Consider the following 21,678-nt stretch of genomic DNA (forward strand, 5'->3'; position numbering starts at 1 on the left):
CGAGGGTGAATTGAAGAACGTTGATAACCAGCGCAACGGTTTGTCCAAGGGCAAAACTTGCGCGCAATGACAGGAGACATACATGAAAAAACCGTATCGATTCTCACGCGGGCCGGTGCTCGCGGCGGCTTTGCTGGCCGCCACCGTGGCGCTTGCCGCAAGCGCCGCCGAGCTGAAGAGCGGGCTGAAGATCGCTTTCCTGCCCAAGCAGATCAATAACCCGTACGAAGTCATTGCCGATGACGGCGGCATGGCCGCGATCAAGGAGTTCAAGGGCGATGGCAAGGTCGTCGGCCCGTCGGATGCGGGCGCGTCGTCACAGGTGAGCTATATCAACACGTTGATCACGCAGCGGCAGAACGCCATCGTGATCGCCGCCAACGACGCCAACGCGGTCGTGCCGTATCTGAAAAAAGCGATGTCGCAGGGCATCAAGGTCGTGACTTTCGACTCGGACACCGCGCCCGACGGACGGCAAATTTTCGTGAATCAGGCCGAATCGGAAGCGATCGGACGTGGACAGATCCAGTTGCTGTCGAAGCTGATTGGCGGTGAAGGCGAATTCGCGATTCTCTCCGCGACGCCCAACGCGACCAATCAAAACACCTGGATCAAATGGATGCAGGACGAACTGAAGAAGCCGGAGTATTCGAAGATCAAACTCGTGAAGATCGCCTACGGCAACGATGACGATCAAAAATCATTCGTGGAGACGCAGGGCCTGTTGCAGGCTTATCCGAACCTGAAGGGAATCGTGGCGCCGACATCGGTGGGCATCGCGGCGGCGGCGCGTTATATCTCGAGTTCGCCAGCCAAGGGCAAGGTCACGGTGACGGGTCTCGGCACGCCGAACCAGATGCGCGCGTTCGTGAAGAACGGCACGGTCAAGGCGTTCCAGTTGTGGGACCCGGGTCAGTTGGGTTATCTCGCGGCGTACGCGGCGGCCAGTCTTGCGTCGGGCACGATCACGGGCAAGGAAGGCGATTCGTTCGAAGCCGGCAAGCTGGGCAAGCGGACCGTGGGAAAGAGCGGGGAAGTGATTCTCGGGCCGCCTACGACGTTCGATTCGGCGAATATCGATAACTTCAATTTCTGAGGTCGAAAGGGTAGCGGGAATCTGAGAGGTTGGCCCCGCGGTCGCGGGGCTTTTTTATTCGCGTATGCAAAATGGGTCATCCACGAAACTATCCACAGTTTCTGTTGAAAGCCCTGTGGATAGCCGCTGCGTGACCCATCCAACGCATTGATCCACAAAGGCTTTCCGGAGCGTGGCGATTGCGCGTCAAGATCAGCGTAAGGGCTGCCCGTCCCTGAGCACTTGAATGGCCGTCGCCGATTCGAATTGCGCATGCACCATATCTCCGGACTTCAAGCCGTCAAGCGATAAGTCCGGCGCGACCGCAAGCGTCACCGTGTGGGTCGGGCCGCGTAGCGTGATCTCGCGCTTTTTCTTGTCGATGTGCTGAATCGTCGCCAGTATCTCCACCGTTCGCGCCTGCGCCGTCACGCCGTTCGTCGCCGGAACAGTCGCTTGCGTGTCGACGCGCTCACGAATCGCACCCGGCTTCGCCTTGACCGCGCGCATCAGCACGGCGTTGCGATACTCGATGTTCACCGTGTCGCCTATCTTGAGCTTCTTGACATCGGCGACCTGCGGATTGACGGCAACTTCCACGACGCGCCCCGCCGGCCCTTTTAGCGCGACGCTGTTCGTCACCGGGTCGATGCCAACCACATGCGCCTGCACTTGCGCCACCGCCGCCCCGGCTCGCGCTTGCGGTTCCGACGCGGCATCCTGCGCCGCAGCCGGCAAAGCCGAGCCACAAGCAAGCGCGACGAGTGCGCATCCGATCCATGAACTGCCTGCACGACGCGAAGTTCGAAGCATGGTCATCTCCTTTGATATGTGAACATCACCGGCATCAGCGTCGCGACTTCGACAGCAGATGCCCAAGCCCGAGATTGGTCGCGATCTGCCACACATAGACGCGCGAATAACGCACGCCGAAGCGCCGCTCGATCAGTTCGCGCAGACGCGAGTTGGTCCACGCGTCGCTCGCAAAACCATGCACGCGCGCCGGGCCCTGCAAGGCGGCCGCGATCCATTCGAGCGCCTCGCGGTCCAGCACCGATACCCGTCCGCCCACGCCCATTTTCGCGAGCTCGTCGAGCCCGCCATCGGACACGATTGCCTTGTAACGCTTCACCGTCTGCAAGGACAGATGCAGATGCTCCGCCACGGCCTGCACCGATGCCCCTTCGAGCAACATGCGCCCGGCTGTCATGCGCCGCTCGACGCTCGGCAGGGTAGTGGGCCGGGGCAACATGGCGCTCCTCGTTCGATACGCGTTTCGCGGACGCTATACGTCAGCCGCGATGCAAGGCGAGGTCTGAGCGCGTGCTCCGCTTCCTCGTCTGTCGATGCAGCTGCCAATCAGTTTCGGTTTCGGTATCGTGGCGCGCGAGGCGTCGGTAAGCGTTCATGCGTTCCCCCTGTCGAGCAAAGACTGCGGGACCTGTTCGGCGTACTTGCGGTGTACTAACGGTGTGCTGGATGTAACGATGAAGTGTTCGCGAAACGGCGGCGCTTTCAGGAAAGCCGGGTACTGGTCACCACCAATAAACGTTTTCCGCCGCGAAAGGGAACCATCGTCGAAATTTTTTAGGCTTGATTATTCGCGATGAATTGCCTATGCGCGAGGCTTCGCACGCACCGAGCCGCGCAATTGCATGCGTGTGCGTTTCGAATGTGCACGGCCGGTCGGCAAATGCGGGCGCGATTAACCACGCCGTCTTTGCGAAAAAACGGCGCGCGCAGAAGCACGCGGAGCATTCCGCTTGCATGGCCTGAGGTGAGAATGACGAAGGCGAAACGCCCATGCCTTACGAATCGCGCTTAATGACTACGCATAATGATGGCGTTTATTGGCCACCGTGCATGCGTATCCGAAAGGCGGGGAAACGAGGAAGGGCGTTACACGCGATAAAACTCGATATCCTGACCGGCATGCACGGCGCGCTTCAGCCATTCGGGCATGTCGCCCAGGCCGTCCCACGTATCGCCGCTGGCGTTACGGAAAATCGGCGCTGCGCCGTCTCCGGATTGCGGCAGTGACGGCAATTGCGGCATGGCCCGAGCTGGCTTCGCCGTACCGTTGGCGCCGTTGGTCTTGGTAAAGGTAGGCGGCGGTTCGGCCGCTGGCGCGTCGGCCAATGCTTCGGCCAGCGCGCCTTCCGTAATGCCGAACTCGACCATCCGGCTGCGTAAATACGCGATGATGCTGTCTCGCTTTCTTTCGTCCACGGCTTTCCTGATTCAGCTTTTTGATTTGCGAAAGACGAACCGATGCCCCGCGCGGACCGGGGCGGCTCGATGACTAGGTTTGATATGTTTTATCCAGCGTGACGCACAGTGAAACGTGCGTCAATTAGTGTATTTACCGCAGACCGCGCTTATCCCATCACACGCGCCGCCCACACCGATTAATGTCCCCGCTGTGTCGGCTATATAACAGTAATACCGGCTTCGGACATTGGCTCGTGCGGGAATCGCCATGACGGACGCACGACTATAGTGCGCGCGGGAGGTCACGTCGGGAGGCTACGAACTGCGGGAAAGCGACACTCTAACCGCCCGGTTTCCCGAACGGCTGATGCGTCGCCTGAACGCTATTGTATGCTGCTTGCGCCAACTATTAAATTGTTTTAACGACTATGTTGTTCACCCGGCAATTCCGCACCGTGCGCGCGAATTGCCGCAATCAGTTCGGCGGGCGTAATTTCATAACGAACTTCACGATGAATACCCGGCTTGCGCTCGTCGATCTCGATCAGCAGAACAGCCTTGCCGTCGGATGCGGGTTCAAGACGCAGCGAACGCACTTCCTGGCCGCTCGATTCATCGTATTCCGTCAGGAGCGTCATGGCGCCCGTGGCGGCGCTTTTCGGCATCGACATTCTTCCTCCCGTCTTGCGACGTATTTGTTGTTGTCTTGCCGCGCCTCCTCTCTCATGCACGAATTTCGGGCGCACGACGAAGGCCGACACGGCGAATAAGCAGATGCGAAGCGCGCACGCGCCCCGCCTGTCTCATTATTGCCTGTCAAAAGCGCGCGCGTAAAGCGTAGGGGCTTTCCCGAATGTCGTGCGGCCTTCGTCGTTGCGCCGATTCAACCGCCGGCGGCAATCGAATCGCGTACTTCCGCCGTGATCTCGAACGAGCGCAGACGCGCCCGATGATCGAAGATCTGCGCCGTGACGATCAACTCGTCGGCCTGAGTCTGCTCGATCACCGAGCGCAAACCCGCTTCGACATCCGCACGCGCGCCGACCACCGAACACGCGAGCGACCGCTCGACGCCTGCGCGCTCGCCCTCGCTCCACGCGATCTGGTCGACGGGCGGCGGCAACTGGCCGGGCGTGCCGCGCCGCAAATTGATGAACTGCTGCTGCAGCGAGGTAAATAGAAAGAGGGCTTCATCGACGGTATCAGCGGCGAAGACGTTCACGCCGACCATCGCGTGAGGCTTCTTGAGCGTCGCCGATGGCCGGAACTGCGTGCGATACACCTCCAGCGCGGTCAGCAGATAATCCGGCGCGAAATGCGACGCGAACGCGAACGGCAGCCCGAGCGCCGCCGCCAGTTGCGCGCTGAAGAGCGACGAGCCGAGCAGCCAGATGGGCACATGAAGACCGGCGCCGGGCACTGCGCGCACGCGTTGTCCCTCGACGGGATCGGCGAAAAAACGCTGCAGTTCGACGACATCGTCAGGGAAGGAATCGGCGCTGCCTTGCAAGTCGCGACGCAGCGCGCGAGCCGTGGTCTGGTCGGTGCCGGGCGCGCGTCCGAGGCCCAAGTCGATACGTCCCGGAAACAGCGACGCGAGCGTGCCGAACTGTTCGGCGATGACGAGCGGCGCGTGATTCGGCAGCATGATGCCGCCCGAGCCGACGCGAATGGTCTTGGTGCCCGCCGCGATATGGCCGATCACGACCGCCGTCGCCGCGCTGGCAATGCCCGTCATGTTGTGATGCTCGGCGAGCCAGTAGCGGTTATAGCCCCAGCTTTCCGCGTGACGGGCGAGGTCGAGCGAATGCGCGAAGGCGTCGGAGGCGGTCGAGCCGAGCGGAATCGGTGAGAGGTCGAGAAGCGAGAAGGGGATCATTGCGACGTTCCGGATGCGTGGGACGGCGAGAAGCGTGGCCGTCAGCGTTCAGGCCCGGCTGGCGGACAAGCCGCGCCGATGCCTCGCGTTTAAAAGTCGATTGTGCCGAATGTGCGGGATTCTTGCCGAAGCGATCAGGCGAGCCGCGGATAGCCTTGCGCGATGGCATCGCGTTCGAGGTCGAGAATCGGCGCGTAGTCGGCGCGCGTGGGGCGCACGAAGCCGTCGAGCCGCAGCCGTTGCGCAAGCGCGGGATGGTCGCGTACGGAATCCGCGAGCGCGGCGGCGAGCTGCTCGATGCCGTCTCGCGGAACCCGCTTCGAAGCGATGAAAGGCAGCGCGGGCGAACTCGCCGTCACGCCGATTTCCCTGACGCCTTCGGCTAGTTCCGGCACATGTTCGCGCACGTAAGCAAAGGTCACGCAGTCGATGGCGGCGACATCCGCGCTTCGGTCCGTCGCGAGCGCTTGAAGCGAAGCCAGATGCCCGCCGCTTCGCTCGACCGAAGCGAAGAAGCGGCCCTCGCGGGCCAGCGGCGCGACCGCGTGACGCAGTAAGTTCATGCCGCTGTTGGAGTCGTCGCTGTTGTAGATGGCTCTGAGGCCGCGACAGTCGGCGAGCGTCGTCGCTTGCGTGTGCTTTCCGGCGACGATCACGCTGCGATAGCTGCCGTTCGCGCAGCCGGGGACATCGAAATTGGGCGTGGCGACGAGTTGCACGCGGCCTTCGAGCGCGTGAACGAGCGGATAACCGCAGGTTTGCGACAAGAGCAGATCGTCGCGTTGCCAGAAAGTGGTGAGATCCCCGCCCGGATCGACGATGTCGAGCGTATCAGCGCGTTCGTCCAGCCAGTCTGTCACCCGCGCTTTCACGTCCGTCAGCAGCGCGCGCCAGTCGGCAGCCAGCGCGGGCGTGACGTTGTACATCGGAAGGGCGGTGATCCATTGCATGGGCGAGCTTTGCGAGAAGCGAGAGCGCTCTATCGTACAGGGCGGCTCGGCCGCAAGCCGATCTACGAAACCTTCGCCGAGCGCGAATCACGCGTGGACGCCGCAGCCCTGACGAGCACCGGCTGCCCGAAGCGCTTGGCCGCGCCGCGTTGCATCGCGTTCGTGCGCGTCGTGACGGCGGTATCGGCGATCCATTCCACCGGCGCGCGCGTCCCGCCCGCGAACGGATGCACCGGTGAAACCGCGCGCGCGAACGCATGCTTTTTGATCCACTCGCCGTACCCGCGCACGACGAATCCGCCATTGCTCGCGCCGTACGCTTCGCGCCGCTGCCGATACACCGCGCCCAGCGCAAACCACGGCACGCCGGGCAAGTCGTGATGCACCGAATGATAATTGTTGTTCAGAAACAGCAGTCGCCAAGGCCACGCGGCCTCGTTCAGAACGGTGCGTTCGCGGGCATCGCCTTCCGCGCGATGCTCCTGAAACGATCGCACCGAAGCCAGCGCCAGCGATGCATAGCCGACGCCGAACAGAAACGCGCGCCACGGAATGCCGCAACGGGCATCGAGCCACCATGCAAGCGCGGCAAGCGACGCTGCGTGCACGAGCCAGCTCGCGACGATCCGCCATTGACCTAGCGCGACCGCCTGCGCGGCTTCGCGCCACGAGGCGGCGATCGAGAACCATGGACCGATCAGCACGCGGCCCAAGAACGTATTGCGGGCAGCGAGGGCCGCGCGCAATACGACGCCCGCATTGGCCCACTGCTCCGGCGTGACGTAATAGCTTTCCGGGTCGCGGCCGGGCTCGGTCAGATGCGCGTCGTCGTGATGACGCAGATGCGAGTCGCGATACACCGCATACGGAAACCACACGGCGAGCGGCGCCAGGCCGAAAAGCATGTTGACGAGCGGCCAGCGCGTGGGATGTCCATGCAGCAGTTCGTGCTGCAGCGACATGTACCAGCACGAGAGCACCGCGAGCAGCGTGAGCGTGACCGGCAAGCCGAGCGTGCGCGCATGGAGCGCCACGCCGAACCAGCCGCTGTACACCGCGACGATCACGAGCCACGTCGGCCACGCGCTGCGCCAGCGCCACGTCGCGCGTTGTTCCTGGAGTTGCTCGCGTTGCGCGTCGTCGAGATAGCGGGGCATGGCGAAAGTCGGGATAAGCGAAGTGCCATCCTAGCTGCGCGCTTCGATGCGCCCAACCAATGAATCCGCCTATGTTTTCCCCGCTCAGCGAATAGGAATAGGCAAAAAGTCATATATGCGGCAGGTCACGTGATTGCCGGTGAACGCGCCGAACGCGCGGGAGTGGCCGCGCCGATTATTGGCCGCCCATCGAAGCGCGGTATCCTTTGACCCTTTGTGGCCCCAAATCCACCGACATGTCCCGATTTCACGACAGAGACGCCAACCCGAGTCACAGCGCGGGCATCGAGACTGCCGGGCGAATGGGCGCTTTCAGTCTGCGACGCAAGTCGACGCGCATGTTTGCCGGGCTCATCGTCTTCAATGTGCTCGCGTGGCTCTGGGCGCTCGTCGCGTTCCGGCACTATCCGGTGCTGCTCGGCACGTCGCTGCTGGCGTATTCGCTCGGACTGCGCCATGCCGTGGATGCCGATCACATCGCCGCCATCGATAACGTCACGCGCAAAATGATGCAGCAGGGTAAGCGTCCGCTTGGCGTCGGCATCTTCTTCTCGCTCGGCCATTCGACGGTCGTCGTGGTGGCGAGCGCGCTCATTGCCGCGACCGCGTTCGCCGTGCAGGGCCGCTTTGCGCAGTATCGTGAGATCGGCGGGGTGATCGGGACGTCCGTCTCCGTGCTTTTTCTCTTCGCCATCGCGGCGATGAATCTGTTCGTGCTGCGCGGCGTCTGGCGCGCATTCAGGCGCGTGCGTCGCGGCGAAGCATGGCGCGACGACGACGCCGATCTGCTGATGGCGGGCGGCGGACCGATCGCGCGCATCGCCCGGCCGCTTTTCCGCCTCATCAGCCGAAGCTGGCATATGTATCCGCTCGGCTTTCTCTTCGGACTCGGTTTCGACACAGCGACCGAGATCGGCCTCATGGGTATCGCCGCCGCGGAAGCCGCGCGCGGCATGCCGGTGTGGTCGATCCTCGTGTTTCCGGTGCTTTTCACCGCGGGCATGTCGCTCATCGATACCGCCGACAGCATGCTCATGGTCGGCGCCTATGGCTGGGCTTTCATGAAGCCGATCCGCAAGCTCTACTACAACCTCACGGTCACGTTGGTGTCGGTGCTGATCGCGGTGCTGATAGGCGGCATCGAAGCGCTCGGGTTGATCGCGGACCGGTTGCAACTGAAGGGCGGACTGTGGGACGCGGTCGCCGTGCTTTCCGAACACTTCGGCGCGCTCGGTTATGCAATCGTCGGTCTCTTCGCCGCGTGCTGGCTTATCTCAGCGCTGATCTACAAGTGGCGCGGCTATGATTCGCTCGATGGCGGCATCGTCCGCTAGAAAATGTCTTCAAACTGACTCGTCGGGCATTCTTTCTGCTTGAAAGCTTCGCCGCCGCTCATCCGATCCCTGCATCGAGCGGCTTTCAGGGAGAAAAACATGTCACAGCCGAAACCCGGCGCGCAGCAAGAAGAAACATCCACCGAAGCTTCTCCCAAGGAAAGTTCCGCTGGCGCACAGTCGCCCAACCTCGATAACGCCGAGCGTGAACAGGCGGCCGAGCATTCGACGCCGCATGCGCTCGTCGTTCATGAAATCGTCCGCGAAGAAGGCGAGGCGGCGATGGAGCGGACCTTCGGCGCGCTGATGTGGTCGGCGCTTGCCGCCGGCCTTTCGATGGGTTTCTCGTTTCTCGTCCAGGCGATTCTCGAAAGCTCGTTACCGGAGACGAGTTGGCGTTCGCTCGTATCGAGCTTCGGCTATACGATCGGTTTCGTGTTCGTCGTGCTCGGACGCCAGCAGTTGTTCACCGAGAGCACGCTGACCGCTGTGTTGCCGGTGCTCACGCGCCGCGATATGAAGACGCTGTTCAAGACACTGCGGCTTTGGGCGATCGTGCTCGTCTTCAACCTTGTCGGCACGGCAATTTTCGCGGGCATTCTGCAGATCAAGGGCGTCTTCTCGCCGGAAGTCACCGAAGCGCTCGCCCACGTCGCCGAGATGCCGTTTTCCGCCGACTTCGGCGTGACGCTCGTGCGCGGCGTGTTTTCAGGATGGCTGATCGCGTTGATGGTCTGGCTGCTGCCGAGCGCGCGCTCGGCGCGGCTGCTGACCATTTTGATCGTCACTTACACGGTTGCCGTGAGCAAGCTGACGCACGTGATCGCGGGATCGGTGGAAGCGGCCTATGCGGTGATGATCGGCGCGGCGAGTATCGGCGATTACTTTCTGGTCTTTATGATTCCGACCGTGATCGGCAATATGCTCGGCGGGATATCGCTCGTGGCGATCGTGAATCACGCGGCCATTGCGCCGGAAATCGAGGGAACGCCGCAAGGCGAGAAGTAACGGATAGGCGGCACAGGGCGCTGGATAACCGGCAACGCCCTGGTCGCTATCCGACCACACGCCTTATTTATTGTTGCCAGCTCCCGTGCCGTATAGACCGTTGTTGAACCCGCCCGCGCCATCGGTCTTGTGATCCTTGCCGGCGCTGGGGCCTCGCGCCGCGCCCGCCGCATCCTTCGATTGCGGCTTTTGCGACTCATGCACCGTCACGCCCGCCGGATTCGCACGCGAAGTCGAATCCGAGGCGCGACTGTCTTGCGAGTCGGAGCCGGAGCCCTGGACGATCTGCGCAAAGCCGTAAGGGCTGAACACCGTCGTGCCGATGGCAACGATAGCAGCGACCATCTTCGAGGTGCGGTGTGATGTGTTGGACATGGCGTTCCCTGTATGAATCGATGACCTTTCATCGAGCAGGAACGATGCCCGGCAGTGAGCACCGGGAACCCCTCGCGCAGCTTTCGCGCGAACGGATATGACAATAGCGCGCGCCGAAGCGCGGAATTTCGCGCCGCCCGGCGCGAGTGGCGAAAGCGGTTTTTAGGCCGCTTTCGCCCATAGCCTGTTCGTGGATTTCTTGCGGCTTCCCGGGCCGCTCGGCCCTTTGCTGCTCACGGAATCGAGCGCCGTCGAAAGCGCTTCGATGCGCTGCTTCTGCGCCGGCACGAGCGCGAATCCCGCCGATACCGCCGCAAGCCGCTCGCGCCAATAGTCGACGTTGAGCGTGCCGGAAGACTGGTTGTTCATCGTGCGAAGCTGCGCGACTGCGCGCTCGATATGCTGAAGTTCGAGATCCGCCATGGCCGAGGGCAAGAGACTGCCCTTGGTCTCACTTTTCTTTTTTTTCATTTGTGGTCTTCCTCTCGGCAGGCAAGCGCCCGATGAAATCGCTCATCGTCGCGCTACGCCGTAGCCGCTTCACCCCGTACCCCGATCACCCACGCCGGCTCTGGTCGAACCGTCGTGAGCGCCCCTTACTCGTCTTTGTTTTCACGACTCGTGCGGCGACGACATCCCCATGTCAACGCCTTGCGAATCGTTGAAAAAATAGTCGCAAACGGCGAGGCGGCGCTCCGTCTGGCATCGCACATTCAAGCAGGCGCGGTGCGGCGCTATGTGCGCTGCGCCCCGCAAAGGGCTGATGAGATTCGGAAGGATGCGGGACTACCCGCGAAGACGAAACTGCTACTCGGACGCGCGCTTGCCGCTGCGGCTGATCTGCGCTTCGAGCGCCTCGTCGAGCTTGCTGACCTTGCGCGGCTTGCCGGGCTCGCGCGCGTTGACGAAGGTGACGAAATCGTCCATTGGCATTGGCTCGGAGATCTTGCGCGAGCCTTCCGCCGATCGTTCGACCAGATAGAAGTAGCCGCCGGGCATGGAGACGGCCGCATAGTGCGCGTTGCCGCTACGCGTTTTAAGCCGTTCGACGGCGTTGATGGCTTTGGTCGAGCGCATTTGAACTCAGGGCGCGCACTTTTTGCCAGCGCCTTCGATCCAAAGATTCGATGCGTGGCGCTCGCCGGGATAAAAGCGGTACGTGGTCTCGCCGTTGTCGTAGCGGACCTTGACGACGTTCGAATCGCCGAATTCGAGCATGGTGCCTTGCGGGATTGGCGTCGACTTGTATTTGGTGTCGTGCTTCTTTGCTTCGTCGGTGATGCACTGGACGATTTCGCCGACCCGGTTATCCGTGGATGCTGCTTCGACTTCGGGTTGCCCGGCATCGGCATTATGGAAACGGCCGCACGCGGTAATGAGCAAAGGCAGCGCTAGCGCCGCGACATATTTCTTCATGAGTCTCCCGAATGACCGTTGTTCTCTGCGAACCCGCATTAGAGCACAGGGCCTTTACAGTTCGATAAGGCGGACATGCGGCAAGGTTCGCGCTCGATGATTTGGCAGCAAAGTGCGCGCCCGCTCAAGCATCCGGCGGCACGCCCAGCAATGGCAACGTCGCGCCGACGATGCCAGAGAACACCGGCCCCGCCACTGTCCCGCCGTAATACGTCGTGCCCGACGGCTCGTCGATCATTACCGCGACGATCACGCGTGGATCGCTCATCGGCGCGATGCCGACGAACGACGCGCGATACTTGTTCGCCGCATACGACCGCCCGATCTGCTTTCTCGCCGTACCGGTCTTGCCGCCCACGCGATAGCCTTCGACCGCGGCGGCGCGGCCGGTGCCGTTCGGGCCCATCGCCATTTCCAGCATGTTGCGCACGGCCTTCGCGGTGGCGGGCTTCGTGACCTGCAACGGGTCGCGGCGCGTTTCGCCCTGAATCAGCGTGGCTGCGTGAAAGCGCCCGTCGCCAGCATAGGCCGTATAGATCTGCGCAATCTGCACGAGCGACAGCGACATGCCGTAGCCATAAGCCATGGTCGCCTGCTCGATCGGCTTCCAGCGCTCGGGCGCGCGCAACCTGCCGACCGCCGCACCCGGAAAAGTCAGCTCCGGCGCGCGGCCGATGCCGTAATCGCGGTACTTGTCCCAGATGGTCTGCGCGGGAATCTGCAGCGCGAGCTTCGTGAGCGCGACGTTGCTCGACATCTGCACCGCCTCCGACACGGTGATGACGCCGTGATTCGACGTATCGTGGATCACGTTCGGGCCGATCTTGAGCGTGCCGGGCGACGTATCGATGCGCGTCTCCGGCCGCGTCTTGCCGAGGTCGATGGACAACGCGGCGACCAGCGGCTTGATGGTGGAGCCGGGCTCGAAGGTATCGGTGAGCGCGCGATTGCGCAGTTGCTCTCCGGTCAAATGGCTGCGGTCGTTCGGATCGAAGGTCGGATAGTTGGCGAGCGCGAGCACTTCGCCGGTCTTGGCGTCGAGCACGACGACACTGCCCGCGCGCGCCCGATGCTTCGCAATTGCCGCCTTCAGATGCGTATGTGCGAGCTGCTGAATGCGCCGGTCGATGGTGAGCGCAATGGTCTCGCCGTTTTGCGGCAAGTCGGGCTCGCCGATCTGCGAGATCACGCGCCCGAGCCTGTCGCGAATCACTTCGCGCTGACCCGCTTCGCCTGTCAGACGCGCGTTCGCCGCGAGTTCGACGCCTTCCTGACCGTTGTCCTCGTTGTCGGTGAAGCCGACGATATGCGCCGCCGATTCGCCTTCCGGATAAAAGCGCTTGGTGTCCGGCACGAGCGTGATGCCCGCGCGCCCGATCTGCGCGATCTTCTCCGCTGTCTCGGCCTCCACTTGCCGCCTGAGCAATACAAAGCTGCGGCCGGTTTCGACGCGTCTTTGCAAATCGCGCGCGGGCATGCCGAGCAGTTGGGCGATGTCGTCGCCGCGCGTGCCGTCGAAGAGTTTCGGGCTTGCCCAGACTTCATACGTCGACAGGCTGACGGCGAGCATGGCGCCGTGACGGTCCACTATCTTGCCGCGCGTCGCCTGCAAGGAGAGCGTGCGCTGATAGCGCTTCTGACCTTCGCCGATATAGAACTCGCGGTCGACCACCTGCACCCACGCCGCTCGTCCGGCGAGCGCGAAAAAAGCTGCGGCAAGGCCGATCACCACGAGTTGCGAACGCCACGCGGGCAACTGCCGCGCGAGCATCGTACTGCGATGATGAGTCTGAAAATCGCTGCCGCCGCGCGTCTTTTTCTTGAGCATCGTGGTCTCGTGCGTGTGCTGGGAGTGGGATCGGCGTTGCGCTCGATGCGTTACGGAAGCCGCGCGAGCGCGCCATCGAGATCGGCGGCGTCCGGCAGACGAATGGCGAACTCGTCCGACAGCACACGCCTTAGTTCTTCTATCGTCTTCAGTTCGCGATGACTGGTGCCTTCGCGGTCGTCGTGCACGCTCAGGCGCCGGTTGAAAAGCCCGTAACGCTTGCCGGGCGCAAGACGTGCCGCGAGCAGGTTGTTCACGAAGACGGAACTCGGGTAAGTCGACACGAAATGGTTCGACATCTCGTAGTCGACGTCATATTGCGGATCGAGGTCGAAGCGATAGACCGGCTTCCAGTCGCCGTCGATATAGGCGTTCAAAATGTAGCCCGGCAGCATGGTTCCGGTTTCGATGCCGTCGAGCCGGAACGCGCCATGCGGCGTGATCTGTTCAAGCCCGGACTTGAGCGCGAGCGGCGCGGAGAGCGTCATGCCGCCGAAACCGACATCCGTGAGGAAGGGACCTTCGTCGAGATCGACGATCAGCAGCATGTGGGCACGCGGCGGCATGGCGGGATCGTCGCGGCCCCACAGTACACGTCCCGCGTAACCTCGCGCGCGAAAACCGAGCGCTTCTAGTACCCTGCGGAACAGCAGATTGTGTTCGTAGCAATAGCCGCCGCGCGCATTGGTCACGAGCTTGCGCTGAACCGACGCAAGATCTAGGCGAACGGGACGGCCGAGCAGGACATCGAGATTTTCGAACGGGATGGCTTGCGGGTGCAGCGCATGCAGGGCGCGCAGTGTTTCGAGCGTGGCCGCCGTATGCTGCGTTTGTTCGTAGCCGATGCGTTTGTAATAGGCGGGCAGGTCGATCTTGGTATCGTCGGCATTCATGTGAGGTCCGTGTCGCATTGATGGTTGATGATGACGCATGCCCCGCACCGCCCGTACCCACGCCGCTGGCGCGCATATTTTACGACACGTAAGGTTGCGAATTACAAAAACCATACGTCTTTATTGCTTCTACCGCAAAGCACTGCAAGCTTTTGAACTGTGCCGCGTCGCTCGGGGTCTGTCCTGAGTACTGCACAAAACGATCAAGGGGCAAACGAGTCATGCCGAACGAGAACAACGAAGCACAGCAATCGAATCCAACGCAATTGAGCGGGCAAAAGCCGGAACAGGCCACGCCGCTTGCCGGCAAGCATCCCGCGCCGCCGTGCACGCTGGTCATCTTCGGCGCGGGCGGCGATCTCACCAAGCGGCTCCTGATGCCCGCGCTCTACAACCTCGCATCGGATGGCTTGCTCGACGACGGCATGCAGATCATCGGCGTCAATCATGGCGAGCGCGAAACCGCCGACTGGCGCGATGAGCTGACGCAGTCGCTACGCAAGTTCGCCGCCGACAAAGCGAGCACGTTCCACACGTCGCAACTCAACGAAAAAGCGTGGAGCTGGGTCACCGAGCGGCTCGAATACTTCGCGGGCGAATTCACCGAAGACGAAACCTTCGAGCGCCTCAAAAGCCGGCTCGCAAAGGCCAAGGGCGGCAACGTCGTGTTCTATCTGGCGGTGAGCTCGCGGTTCTTCGGGCCTATCGTCGAGCATCTCGGCAGCGCGGGCCTGCTGGTAGAGAAGGACGGCAACTTCCGCCGCCTCGTCATCGAGAAGCCGTTCGGTACCGACCTGGCCACGGCGCAGGAGCTCAATCGCTGCATTCTTTCGTATGCGTCGGAGTCGCAGGTTTATCGCATCGATCATTTTCTCGGCAAGGACACGGTGCAGAGCATTCTCGCCGTGCGCTTCGCCAACGCCATGTTCGAGCCGATGTGGCGGCGCGAGTACATCGATCACGTGCAGATCACGGCGGCGGAAACCATCGGAGTGGAAGGGCGCGGCAGCTTCTACGAACAGACCGGCGCATTTCGCGACATGCTGCCGAACCATCTGTTCCAGTTGCTCGGCATGGTGGCAATGGAGCCGCCCAATTCCTTCGACGCCGAAACCGTGCGCGACAAGAAAGCCGAGGTGTTCGATGCAATCGTGCCGCTGCATCCTAAAGACGTCGTATTCGGCCAGTACGAGGCCGGTCCAGCGGGCAAAGGTTACAAGGAAGAAGACGGCGTCGCGAAAGACAGCCGCACCGAAACCTATGCCGCGGCGCGCGTCTATGTGGACAACTGGCGCTGGGCGGGCGTGCCGTTTTACTTGCGCACCGGCAAGCGCTTGACCGAGCGCCGCACGGAGATTTCGATCTATCTCAAGGCCGTGCCGTTTCGCCTGTTCCGCGACACGCCCGTCGATGAACTCACGCCCAACGTCTTCACGCTGCGTATCGATCCGGCGCACGGCACGAGTTTCGACTTCAACGTGAAGGTGCCGGGACCGATCATGCAGATCGGCGCGGTGCGCTCGGCGTTCAATTACGGCGATTTCTTCGCGGAGCGCGCCAACGTCGGTTACGAAACGCTGCTCTACGACTGCATGCTCGGCGACGAGACGCTGTTTCAGCGCGCGGACAGCATCGAGACGGCATGGGCCGCGGTGGACGACGTACTGCATCCGCATGACGGCGAGGTCGAGGTGCACGGGTATCCGGCCGGTAGCGCGGGGCCCGAGGCATCCGACAAGCTGCTCGCAGCCGATGGCCGCGCGTGGCGCTCGCTTACCGACACCATCAAGAAAACCGATTAATCAAGGGGACGAAAAGCGTGAGCACGACATCCGTAGCGAAAAAAACCAAGAGCCGCACGACCATCGACAAAGGCGCCGCGCGCGCCGAGCGCATTCTCGCCATCGACGTGGGCGGCACGGGCTTGAAAGCCGCGATCATCTCGGAAGAAGGCGAAATGAAGAGCGATCGCCTGCGCGTGGCCACGCCGCATCCGGCGACGCCCGAAGTGCTCGTCGATACGCTCATCAAGCTGGTCGAGCCGCTCGTTGCCGAACCGCCGACGCATATTTCCATCGGCTTTCCGGGCGTGGTGCGCAACAACGTCGTCCTGACCGCGCCCAATCTCGGCAACGAATACTGGAACGGCATCCCGCTCGCGGATTTGATCTCGCAGCGCGTCGGCGGCGTGCCCGTGCGCATGATCAACGATGCCGAAATGCAGGGGCTCGCGGCTATCGAAGGGCGCGGCCTGGAGTTCGTGCTGACGCTTGGCACCGGCGCCGGCACCGCGCTCTTTCGCGATGGCGAACTCATGCCGCATCTGGAACTCGCGCATCATCCGGTGTCGAAGAAGGGCGACGCGTATGACCAATACATCGGCGCGGCGGCGCGCGAGAAGGCGGGCAATAAACGCTGGAACAAGCGCGTACAGAAGGTCATCGGCATTCTGTCGTCGCTCGTGAATTACGACAAGCTGTGGATTGGCGGCGGCAATGCTGCGAATCTGAAGTTCGAGTTACCGCCGAACGTGGCGGTGGTGTCGAACGCGGCGGGCATCGAAGGCGGCGCGAAGCTCTGGCATCCGCGTTCCGTGCGGGAAACGCGTCAGTTGCCGCATTTCAATACGCAGCACGCGGAGAAGGAAAAGGGAGCGCAAGCATGAGCGCCGCCGATATCCGCTACGGCCTCCATAGCGCAACTGGCGACGGCGCCGCCGCGTTCGAGGCGCTCGCCACGGTCGAACTCGTCGTCACCGATTGCGACGGCACGCTGCTCTACACCGACAAGACGCTCGGCGACAAAGCCGTCGACGCCGTGCGGCGCCTGCGCGAAGCGGGCGTGCAGTTCACGGTGGCGAGCAGCCGGCCGGGCAAAGGCATGCGTCATATCGTGAAGACGCTCGGCGTGGATTTGCCGTTTGGGTCCTACAACGGCGGCAGTCTGGTTCAGCCGGGAACGTGGGAAACGTTCGCCGCGCACAAACTGCCGCGCAATGCCGTGCAGACCGCGCTGGACACGCTTGCCGAAACGGGCGTGGATGCCTGGGTGTTCATCGATGATAACTGGTACTTGACCAATCCCGATGGCGAATACGTGCCGCTCGAAACGCGCACCGTGGGCTACGAAGGCGTGCGCGTACAGCGCTTCGACGAACTCGATCTGTCGGCGGTGGACAAGATCGTCGGTTCGACTTCGAATGCGACGCTGATCGAAAAGGTCGAGAAACAGTTGGAGGAGCGGCTGAAGGATCGCGCACACGCGGCGCGTTCGCAAACCTATTACCTCGATGTCACGAGCCTCGAAGCCAATAAGGGCGACGCCGTGCGCGAGCTGGCGAAGCGCGCGAATGTGCCGCTGGATCGTGTGGCCGTGCTCGGCGACATGGGCAACGATGTCGCCATGTTCGAAATTGCAGGTGTGTCGATCGCCATGGGGCAAGCGTCGGAGGCCGTGCAACGGCGCGCTAGCCTGGTTTCGGCGAGCAATGACGAAGACGGTTTCGCTATCGGCCTCGACGCCATATTGGCGATGCGGGCCGCTCGATAGCTCGATTAAGCGAAGCGTACAGACATCGACGCGTGGCGCAGCCGTGGCGGTTTGCCCGACCGGGCTGGCTAGCGGCCGCGTCGAAGTTGTGAAGATCCGCTCAAGGTAATGCACGCGTTTGCCGCGGATCGGGCGGGCGCGTTCCTGATCAAACCGTTACCGCATGTACGACGTTGCTGCTTAACGACGGCGCATCGGCGCACGCGGGCCGCCGCTGCCTGCGCGTTCGTCCTTGTGCCGGAAGTTGATACGGCCCTTGGTCAGGTCGTACACCGACAATTCCAGCGTCACGCGGTCGCCCGCGAGAATACGAATGTGGTTCTTGCGCATGCGGCCCGAGGCGTATGCGCCCACGACGACGCCATTGTCCAGCGTCACGCGGTAGCGACTGTCGGGAAGCACTTCATCAACGATACCGTCGAGTTCGAGTAGTTCTTCTTTCGCCATATAGAGCTCCTGTTGAAGTAGTAATCATGGGTGCCGCGCCGTTGCCATAGTGCCTCGCCGCGGAAGTCGCCAAAAAGGCGGGCGGCGCTGCACGGGCGTGGTCGCTGCAGGGCGGCGTGCATCGCAAACAAAGCGCGAAAGCGGTGCCCGACGCGCCCCTGACGATGAGCGCGCCGCGTCTCAATTCAGGCCCGAGAGCTTGACGGACAGAGGCCGGAACGACGTGGCGGCTCGGAAGTGAGCGCCTGGCCGGCATGACCGGGACGGCGACATCGGCGTGGCCAAGGCCGTGCAGGACCTTGAATTTTTGCCGACGTGCGGTTGGTGCGGTACAGGTGAAGCTTAGAGTGAACGTGTCGAATGCGCGCTGGCAACAGTCTGGAGGAGATATGAGGCCGTTTCGCGTCAATTCAAGCTACCAGCTCAGAACCGATGAGCCTGCCGACAGACCCTGAAGCGCCTCGCGCCGACATGTTCTGTTAGACAAATGAAATCGCGCTTTGGTTCCGTTTTGGCGCCAGGCGCGAGCTCCGTAAGACAGCATTATAGCCAACCTGCCTTCTTGAAGCGCCAATATAGTACTAAATCCACCGTTAGCATGACAGCAAGACACGCAGGATAGCCGTAAGCCCAGTCCAGCTCGGGTATGCGATGGAAGTTCATCCCATAGATGCCGGCGATCATGGTCGGTACGGCAAAGAGCGCGGCGAACGAACCGAGACGCTTGGTTACTTCGCTTTCCGAGAGCGCGATCAGGCCGAGATTCACCTGTATCGCGGTAACGATCATTTCGCGACGTCCTTCGATAGTCTTCACGATTCGCAACAAGTGATCGTACACATCGCGGAAATATTCCTGCATGCCCGCGCACACCCCCGGCGAGCGTCCGCCATACAGTTTGCTGACTGCTTCGAGCAACGGCGCCGTGTGATGTTGCAGGATCGTCATGCGGCGCTTGAGCGAATAGAGATCTTCGATGATCTCGCGCGAAGCCGTCGAGCCGTTCTGCTCGAAGATGCGCTCCTCGACTTCATCGAGTTCCGAGCCGAGCGATTCCAGCACGGGAAAGTAACGATCGACCACCGCGTCGAGCAGCGCGTACATCACGAACGCCGGACCGTGCTTGAGCAAATGAGGCTCGCGCTCGCAGCGCTTTCTGACTTCCTGAAAGCCTTGCGTTGTCCGGTTACGCACCGAGAGCACATAGTTCTTGCCGACGAATACGTTCATCTCGCCAACGAGCACTTCGCCTTCTTCATCGAACTCGACAGTGTGGAACACGGCGAATAGCGAATCGCCGTATTCCTCGATCTTCGGACGTTGATGGCCGTTTTGCGCGTCTTCAACCGCGAGTTCGTGCAAGCCGAACTGATGCGTCATGTGGGCGAGTTCGCCGGGACCAGGTTCCTTCAATGCAACCCAGATGAAAGAATCGGGCAGATCGCGATAAGCGTTGATATCGTCGATATGCACGTCCGCGAGCTTCCGGCCGTTTTGATAAGCCGCGCAATTGACCAGCATGGGGCGCCCTTGTTGTGTCGATGTCACGGGCCACGCGTCGATGGGCGCTCGGGCCGCGTCATGTACGAGCGACATGCGAGGGCGCGAGCGCGTGGCCTCTTCATCTCTCGAATCTTAGCGGAAATGCCTCGCCTTGCATGCTCGCTGTTTCCCTTGCTGCAAGAACGCGACGCCTTATTTCGCCGAGTAATCGAGCACGGGAATGGGTTCGGGCGCGGGCAGCGTGGCGACGAGGCCGCCTTGCATCGAATCGAGCCGAGTCAGCTTGCCTTCTACGGTCGCGCCGGCATCCATGCGCAACTTTTGATAATAGATGTTGCCGTGCACGTGAGCGTTGGACTGAAGCTCGACGAAATTCGCGACGGTGACGTCGCCGACCACGCGTCCGTTGATGATCACATCGTGCGCGACGACGTTGCCGTGAATCGCGCCCTGATCGCTCACGACGAGCAGCGACTCGTCGCCCATGCGGCCCGTCACGTTGCCAGTGACCTGACCGTCCATGCGCAGGCCCTCGCTGAATTCGAGGTCGCCCGAGATATGAACGTTATGCGCGATGAGCGTGGCGAGCTTGGCTTGCTTCACGCCTTGAGTGTCTTTCTTCGATGAAAACATATCGAGTCCTTGCAATGCTGTTTGGATGTGACGAGCGACGCCGGCGGCGCGGCGAGAAGCGCATCAACGCTGTTTCTTGAGGAAGGCGAGATCGGTCTGTAATTTCTCGATCTGCGCGGTGGCCTGCGCCGCGCGTTGTTCGAGCGCCGTGCGCGTCGCGGCTTCCTGTTCGAGCGCGAATTGCGCATGCTGAAGTTGATCGCGCAACGTCTGTTCGGGGGCGGGCGGCGCGCACAGCACGTCGAGCTTGCGCGCCTGTTCGTGCGAAGTCTTGAGCGAATAGCCGGCGGCGCCGAGCGCGGCGATGGCGCAGACCGCGGCGATGACGCCCGGTACGAACGCGAGACTGCGCTTGGGCGTGAGCGAGTAGGTGTGGCGCGCGAGTTGCATCGACGCCCGTTTTGAATCAGCCTTGCGCATGAGCGATGCCCCTGAAAAGCATGAGATAGGGCTTCGGATTGATCTGCGCGCCATCGAGGATCACCTCGAAGTGCAGATGCGGTCCGGTCGAACGCCCCGTGGAACCGACTTCGGCGATCTCTTGTCCCGGCATCACGTACTCGCCCTGATGCACGAGCAGTTTAGATGCATGGCCGTAACGCGTGACGACGCCGTTGCTGTGACGGATATCCACCGCATTGCCATAGCCGGAATGCTCGCCGGCCTGGACCACGCGACCGCCCGCACTCGCGAGAATGGGCGTGCCCGTGGGCGCGACCAGATCCATGCCGGGATGGAAACTGAGCCTGCCGGTGAACGGGTCGAAGCGATTGCCGTAAGGCGAGCCGAAGTGCGAGCCCGGCGCGGGATCGCGGCCGGGGTAGGCCATGTAGGCGGCGTAGTGTGCAAAGGTCTTGTCCTGGAGCAGCGAAAGTTTGTCGCCGATACAGTCGATGATCTGCTCGGCGCGCTTCATGCGCTGCCGGGGCGAGCCGGTCGCGCTGCTGTTCGTATCGCAAAGATGCGGCGGCAATTCGGGGCCGCCCGCGCCATCGAGTGCGGGGCCGCCTTCGTCGCTATCGGGCAGCGGCGGGACGTCGTGGACACCGGGTGCTCCGCCCTTGCCGCCGTTCGCGGCCTTGAGGTGAGCGTCGAAATCGTGCAGTTCGCCGACTTGCGCGGCAAGACTTTCCACGCGCGGCGCGAGTTCGATCAGCGAGGCATTAAGACGGCCGAGTTGTTCGATCTCGTAGGAATTGCGCGAGACGAGCGCGTGTTCCTCGCCGAGATGACTGCGCCCGAAGATCGTGCCGATGGCAATGCCGAGCGCGAGCGCCGCGATGAGCAGCGCGATCAGCGCGACGACGGCGATTGCACGCGCGGTACGCGCTTCGACGAAGCGAATGCGCTTGCTCGATACCGATCGCCGTGACCAGATGACGAAAGCCATTAGCGAGACGCGCGAGCAGAACGGGCGTCG

Annotated in this window: 24 protein-coding genes; 6 read left to right on the forward strand and 18 right to left on the reverse strand. The window is 62.3% G+C overall.

Translation table 11 applies throughout. From position 1 onward, the window contains the following. Positions 1–82 precede the first annotated feature (82 nt). A complete protein-coding gene (gene rhaS, locus NCT03_RS17365; RefSeq protein ID WP_244828410.1) occupies positions 83–1,096 on the forward strand; it encodes a rhamnose ABC transporter substrate-binding protein in 1,014 nt (337 codons plus the stop codon). 192 nt (positions 1,097–1,288) lie between these two features. Here the strand turns inward: rhaS and NCT03_RS17370 are convergent, their stop codons facing one another. The 7 genes from NCT03_RS17370 to NCT03_RS17400 form a co-directional block, all read right to left on the reverse strand. Next, the gene (locus NCT03_RS17370) at positions 1,289–1,888 is read right to left on the reverse strand and encodes a hypothetical protein (protein ID WP_244828408.1); all 600 of its coding nucleotides are present in this window, start codon (positions 1,886–1,888) and stop codon (positions 1,289–1,291) included. A gap of 34 nt (positions 1,889–1,922) precedes the next feature. Beyond that, positions 1,923–2,327 carry a helix-turn-helix domain-containing protein gene (locus NCT03_RS17375; RefSeq protein WP_244828407.1) on the reverse strand — a complete coding sequence of 135 codons (405 nt, stop codon included), beginning with the start codon at positions 2,325–2,327 and terminating at the stop codon, positions 1,923–1,925. Between the two features lie 647 nt (positions 2,328–2,974). Further along, positions 2,975–3,304, reverse strand: coding sequence for an H-NS family nucleoid-associated regulatory protein (locus NCT03_RS17380; protein WP_244828406.1), 330 nt, complete (start codon positions 3,302–3,304; stop codon positions 2,975–2,977). Between the two features lie 401 nt (positions 3,305–3,705). Further along, positions 3,706–3,957 carry a hypothetical protein gene (locus NCT03_RS17385; RefSeq protein WP_370652151.1) on the reverse strand — a complete coding sequence of 84 codons (252 nt, stop codon included), beginning with the start codon at positions 3,955–3,957 and terminating at the stop codon, positions 3,706–3,708. Between the two features lie 212 nt (positions 3,958–4,169). Beyond that, positions 4,170–5,165, reverse strand: a complete 996-nt coding sequence (locus NCT03_RS17390; protein ID WP_250493262.1) for a luciferase-like monooxygenase — start codon at positions 5,163–5,165, stop codon at positions 4,170–4,172. A 134-nt stretch (positions 5,166–5,299) separates the two neighbouring features. Further along, entirely contained in the window at positions 5,300–6,115 is an 816-nt protein-coding gene (locus tag NCT03_RS17395; protein WP_250493263.1) for a phosphate/phosphite/phosphonate ABC transporter substrate-binding protein, read from the reverse strand. A gap of 62 nt (positions 6,116–6,177) precedes the next feature. Then, complete coding sequence (locus tag NCT03_RS17400) at positions 6,178–7,272, reverse strand: fatty acid desaturase (RefSeq protein WP_250493264.1); 1,095 nt, start codon at positions 7,270–7,272, stop codon at positions 6,178–6,180. Positions 7,273–7,574: 302 nt separating this feature from the next. Here NCT03_RS17400 and NCT03_RS17405 point away from each other — a divergent pair, with 302 nt between their 5' ends. Next, a complete protein-coding gene (locus NCT03_RS17405; protein WP_250493356.1) occupies positions 7,575–8,606 on the forward strand; it encodes a HoxN/HupN/NixA family nickel/cobalt transporter in 1,032 nt (343 codons plus the stop codon). A gap of 99 nt (positions 8,607–8,705) precedes the next feature. Then, the gene (locus NCT03_RS17410; RefSeq protein ID WP_244828402.1) at positions 8,706–9,614 is read left to right on the forward strand and encodes a formate/nitrite transporter family protein; all 909 of its coding nucleotides are present in this window, start codon (positions 8,706–8,708) and stop codon (positions 9,612–9,614) included. A 63-nt stretch (positions 9,615–9,677) separates the two neighbouring features. Here NCT03_RS17410 and NCT03_RS17415 read toward each other — a convergent pair whose 3' ends face one another. The 6 genes from NCT03_RS17415 to NCT03_RS17440 form a co-directional block, all read right to left on the reverse strand. Further along, complete coding sequence (locus NCT03_RS17415) at positions 9,678–9,989, reverse strand: beta-xylosidase (protein WP_250493265.1); 312 nt, start codon at positions 9,987–9,989, stop codon at positions 9,678–9,680. Between the two features lie 162 nt (positions 9,990–10,151). Beyond that, positions 10,152–10,460: a hypothetical protein gene (locus NCT03_RS17420; RefSeq protein ID WP_244828399.1), complete on the reverse strand. Its 309-nt coding sequence runs from the start codon at positions 10,458–10,460 to the stop codon at positions 10,152–10,154. Between the two features lie 336 nt (positions 10,461–10,796). After that, the gene (locus NCT03_RS17425) at positions 10,797–11,066 is read right to left on the reverse strand and encodes a hypothetical protein (protein ID WP_250493266.1); all 270 of its coding nucleotides are present in this window, start codon (positions 11,064–11,066) and stop codon (positions 10,797–10,799) included. Positions 11,067–11,072: 6 nt separating this feature from the next. After that, the gene (locus tag NCT03_RS17430) at positions 11,073–11,405 is read right to left on the reverse strand and encodes a hypothetical protein (RefSeq protein ID WP_250493267.1); all 333 of its coding nucleotides are present in this window, start codon (positions 11,403–11,405) and stop codon (positions 11,073–11,075) included. A 124-nt stretch (positions 11,406–11,529) separates the two neighbouring features. Beyond that, positions 11,530–13,233 carry a peptidoglycan D,D-transpeptidase FtsI family protein gene (locus NCT03_RS17435; RefSeq protein WP_250466788.1) on the reverse strand — a complete coding sequence of 568 codons (1,704 nt, stop codon included), beginning with the start codon at positions 13,231–13,233 and terminating at the stop codon, positions 11,530–11,532. A 50-nt stretch (positions 13,234–13,283) separates the two neighbouring features. Further along, positions 13,284–14,126, reverse strand: coding sequence for an arylamine N-acetyltransferase family protein (locus NCT03_RS17440; RefSeq protein WP_250466790.1), 843 nt, complete (start codon positions 14,124–14,126; stop codon positions 13,284–13,286). 221 nt (positions 14,127–14,347) lie between these two features. On the opposite strand from NCT03_RS17440, the gene zwf reads away from it, so the two are divergent. From zwf to NCT03_RS17455, 3 genes are read left to right on the forward strand one after another with little or no spacing between them, the layout of a single operon-like run. After that, positions 14,348–15,928, forward strand: coding sequence for a glucose-6-phosphate dehydrogenase (gene zwf, locus NCT03_RS17445; protein ID WP_250493268.1), 1,581 nt, complete (start codon positions 14,348–14,350; stop codon positions 15,926–15,928). A 17-nt stretch (positions 15,929–15,945) separates the two neighbouring features. Beyond that, positions 15,946–16,791 carry an ROK family protein gene (locus NCT03_RS17450; RefSeq protein WP_244828393.1) on the forward strand — a complete coding sequence of 282 codons (846 nt, stop codon included), beginning with the start codon at positions 15,946–15,948 and terminating at the stop codon, positions 16,789–16,791. Further along, positions 16,788–17,675, forward strand: coding sequence for an HAD family hydrolase (locus NCT03_RS17455; protein ID WP_250493269.1), 888 nt, complete (start codon positions 16,788–16,790; stop codon positions 17,673–17,675). The genes NCT03_RS17450 and NCT03_RS17455 overlap by 4 nt, the downstream gene beginning before the upstream one ends. Positions 17,676–17,855: 180 nt before the next feature. Here the strand turns inward: NCT03_RS17455 and infA are convergent, their stop codons facing one another. The 5 genes from infA to NCT03_RS17480 all read right to left on the reverse strand — a co-directional run bounded on the left by infA (position 17,856) and on the right by NCT03_RS17480 (position 21,648). After that, the gene (gene infA / locus NCT03_RS17460; RefSeq protein WP_244828391.1) at positions 17,856–18,122 is read right to left on the reverse strand and encodes a translation initiation factor IF-1; all 267 of its coding nucleotides are present in this window, start codon (positions 18,120–18,122) and stop codon (positions 17,856–17,858) included. A 543-nt stretch (positions 18,123–18,665) separates the two neighbouring features. Further along, positions 18,666–19,643 (reverse strand): magnesium/cobalt transporter CorA, encoded by a 978-nt coding sequence (gene corA, locus NCT03_RS17465; protein ID WP_250493357.1) that lies wholly within the window; start codon positions 19,641–19,643, stop codon positions 18,666–18,668. 174 nt (positions 19,644–19,817) lie between these two features. Beyond that, complete coding sequence (locus NCT03_RS17470) at positions 19,818–20,258, reverse strand: bactofilin family protein (protein ID WP_250493270.1); 441 nt, start codon at positions 20,256–20,258, stop codon at positions 19,818–19,820. Positions 20,259–20,321: 63 nt separating this feature from the next. Next, entirely contained in the window at positions 20,322–20,648 is a 327-nt protein-coding gene (locus NCT03_RS17475; protein ID WP_250493271.1) for a hypothetical protein, read from the reverse strand. A gap of 16 nt (positions 20,649–20,664) precedes the next feature. Beyond that, positions 20,665–21,648, reverse strand: a complete 984-nt coding sequence (locus tag NCT03_RS17480; protein ID WP_250493272.1) for a M23 family metallopeptidase — start codon at positions 21,646–21,648, stop codon at positions 20,665–20,667. Positions 21,649–21,678 lie beyond the last annotated feature (30 nt).

This window comes from Caballeronia sp. GAWG1-1 (assembly GCF_023631465.1).
Lineage (GTDB): Bacteria > Pseudomonadota > Gammaproteobacteria > Burkholderiales > Burkholderiaceae > Caballeronia.